This is a genomic window from Pseudoduganella buxea, from assembly GCF_009720835.1.
Taxonomy (GTDB): domain Bacteria; phylum Pseudomonadota; class Gammaproteobacteria; order Burkholderiales; family Burkholderiaceae_D; genus Rugamonas; species Rugamonas buxea.
In genome coordinates, this window is the sequence record NZ_WNKZ01000182.1 from 1 (window position 1) to 3157 (window position 3157).

The 3157-nt window shown below is 67.9% G+C and carries 4 protein-coding genes; all 4 read right to left on the reverse strand.

The window, feature by feature from the left end; genetic code table 11:
• Positions 1-265 (reverse strand): hypothetical protein (locus tag GM672_RS27320; protein WP_371867111.1); only part of this gene is annotated, 265 nt, incomplete at its 3' end.
• 138 nt (positions 266-403) lie between these two features.
• Complete coding sequence (locus GM672_RS27325) at positions 404-820, reverse strand: thioredoxin (RefSeq protein WP_155473644.1); 417 nt, start codon at positions 818-820, stop codon at positions 404-406.
• Positions 817-2169: a hypothetical protein gene (locus tag GM672_RS27330; RefSeq protein ID WP_155473645.1), complete on the reverse strand. Its 1353-nt coding sequence runs from the start codon at positions 2167-2169 to the stop codon at positions 817-819. The genes GM672_RS27325 and GM672_RS27330 overlap by 4 nt, the downstream gene beginning before the upstream one ends.
• Positions 2166-2954, reverse strand: coding sequence for a beta propeller repeat protein (locus tag GM672_RS27335; protein WP_155473646.1), 789 nt, complete (start codon positions 2952-2954; stop codon positions 2166-2168). The genes GM672_RS27330 and GM672_RS27335 overlap by 4 nt, the downstream gene beginning before the upstream one ends.
• Positions 2955-3157: the final 203 nt, after the last annotated feature.

Below are 3157 nucleotides of genomic sequence, written 5' to 3' on the forward strand. Positions count from 1 at the left end.
TGCGGCACGTGCCGCCGCCGCGCCACAGCACGACCAGCACGGCCATGCCCGCCAGGGCGCATGCGGCGCCGGCGGCCAGCGCCGGCAGGCGGGGCAGATGAAACCACAGGGCCAGCACGCTCCAGGCCATTGCGATTGCGATGATCGGCGTGGCGCCCGCCCTGGCAATGCGGCGGGCAAGGGCAGGTCGTGCCGGGATCGGCCGGACCGTCTTGTGCAAGGCGCGGCTGGGGTGTGGGGTGGTGTATGGGTTGTCTGGTCGCATGGGGGTCAACGTGGGCAATGCCCGGCCAGGTGGCGCCGGCCGGTGCGGCCGAGCTTACCCGATAGGACGGCGCATTCGCGTTCCGTTTGGCGGCCCAGCGGCCGGCCCGGTGTCAAGGCAGATGATGGCGATGCAAGGTTAGCGTTGCGGCGCCGGCGCCCAGTCCGCGACCAGCAGCCTGCGCCGGATGCCCGGGTCCGCGCTGCCGTCCGCTGCTGGCCACGCGCGTGCCGCGGCAAGCAGCTCGTCCAGCGGCCCCGCCCTGTCGTCGATGAGACGGTGGAGCAGGACACGCTCGCCCCGGTAGGCCAGCAGCACCGGCAAATTCTCGGGGAAGTAGTCGCCAATGAATTCGGTATGGTCCTCGATATCGAGCCACAACCAGGTTTCGCTGTCCGGGGCCGCGGCGGCGATGGCGTCGAAGGCGGGGCGCAAGGCGCGGCAACGCGCGCACCATTGTTCCGCGCCTATGGCGAGGATCAGCAGGGCGTCGTCACCGGCCAGGCGCGCGGCCAGGCGGCTGGCGTCGTGCCAGGGATCGAGTTGTTCGCTCATGCGGCCACCCCGCCATCGGCCAGGGCTTGCAGGTGCAGCAGCACCTTCCTTTGTGCCGGCACGGGACCGCGCGGCGTCAGCGCCAGGCGGGGCAGCGCCAACGACAGGTGGCGCAGGGCGATGGCGCGCTGCGCCTGCGCACCGTGCTCGCAGACGGCCAGCGCGTGGGCGGTGCTGATCGGCTGCCCCAGCAGATAGCGCGTGCCGTGCGCCAGTGTCACCGGCGTCGCCCCCAGCACCGCGACTGGATCGGGCAAGGGCAGGCCCTGGTCGGCATCGAGGCGCGCCTCTGTCACGGCGACGGGCGCGCCTTCGTCCGGCGTTTCCTGCAGCGCCAGGCCGGCCGCCTCGATGTCGATCCCGGTGAGCGTGTGCCAGACCCAGCCCGCGTGGCGCGCCGTGTCGGCATCGGCCATCGCTTCGGTGACGACGGGCAGCCAGGCCGGGTCGCCGTGGCTGGCGATGAAGGACAGGCCGGCCCGCGCGGGCAAGCTGCCCAGTAGGGCGGGAATGGCCTCATGGCCGGTCGGCAGCAGCACGGCCAGCCAGTGCAGCCAGCGCAGCAAGCGCCGTTGCGCCTGCATCCGGTCCCAGCCGGTGGCGCCGTCGCAGGTTGCTGCCTGGGCGATCACGGCTTGCAGTAGTGTCCGTGCCGGCAGGTCGGCCGGTGCTTCGCGTGGCCTGGCCGCGCGATGGCGGCCGCACGCAATCGCGGCCTCCGCGCGCACGGCGGCGCAGCCATCGTCCAGCGCGCGGGCGGGCATCAGCTGCAGGAAGTCTTCGGCAGGCAGCGTAGCGGCCAGACGCCATGCGGCGGCGCGCACATGGGGATCGGGCGCGCGCACGAAGGCCTCGATGGGCTGCGCCAGCAGCGAGCGGGCGTCCAGGTTCATCAGCGCCAGCGCCCGCAGCGCCGTGACCTGGCGCACCGGCCCGGTCCCGGCCACCGTCAGCGCCGTAATGAGGGCAGCGGCCCTTGACCGCGGCAGCCAGGCCAGGGCGCTGATGGCGCCGCGCAGCAGCTGTGCCGGCCGGGCTTCGACCAGCTGCCACAGGGCTACGCGCAGGTCGTCGCCATCCCGGCTGAAGGCGACGTGGGCGGCAACGAATGCTTCGGCCGGTTTGCTCCACCGCTTCAGTGCCCCGGCGGCAGGGTCCCACGCGGCCCGGCCGGCCACGTCCAGGCCCTCCAGGTGCGCGGTCAGCAGGTGGCTGAAGCGCTCCAGGCTCGCCAGCCGAAGGCGAGGGGAGTGGGCCGAGCCGTCGTGCTGCGACCAGTAAAAGGCGGCATCCTCGGCATGGCGGCGCACCAGCGGCGCGATGGTGGACGGAATGGGGTTTTGGCTCATAGGTTTGTGCAAGCTGCTGCGTGGTCAGTTGAAGGTGAAGGATAGGGAGCCACGAGCACCCGCCAGGTGTCGCCGTCGAATTGCATGACTGTATCGAGGCTGGCGACAACGAGGATGCCGTCATGCGCGTCCATATGGCCAGTGATGTACACGGTCTCGCCCTCATGCTTGACCGGCACCAGCTCCTTGCCGTTCCACTGGCGGAACTGATAATCGGACGCCAGCCATAGTTTGTCCTGGAACCACAGCACGTCGTTCCACAGGATGCTCGAACTGCCCTTGTGGATCCGCTTCCACGTCGATTTATTCCCTACCCACAGGCTGCCGCCTTCGCCGGAGATATAGACGTTGCCGTCGCCGGCACAGGTGACCGTTTCGAGCCTCACATTGTTGGGAAAACCAAGTTGAGTCCACTTTTCGCCGTCGTAATGCCAGACGTCGCCATGCCCGCCAACGGCGTACATGTCCTCGTCCGAGAATGCATCGATATCGCTGAACCCTTGGTTGGTGTCGGCTTCGACCTTCGGTATGCCATTGGTAAAAGTTATCCATTTTCCTATGGCGACACGCTTGTAAACAGCGCGCCCCACGCCGACGGAATAAGTAAATCCATTGATGCACTTGAGCCTTTTGGTGGCCGGCGTCTCGCCATCCGGTGCGATGTGCTCAAAGGGGCCGCTGCCGCCCCCGAGCGGCCATACGTCGCCGGTCCGATTCCTCGATGCCAACAGTCCGCACGGGCGAGGAAATGGGAGGCGCGAAACGCCCAGTGAAGGGTAGCGCATGCCGTCGAGCTCCTCCAGTCCATATTTCACGCCATCCGGACGATCGGTCGCAAGAGAGTAAATCCTCGTGGGGATGTGGTAATCCCCCCACAAAAAGAGCGTCGTTAGAAGTAGAATTTTCTACTTAAGAACAGAAAGCTCTACATGAAGACGTCCCGCTTTACCGACAGCCAGATCATCGCCATCCTGAAACAAGCCGAAGC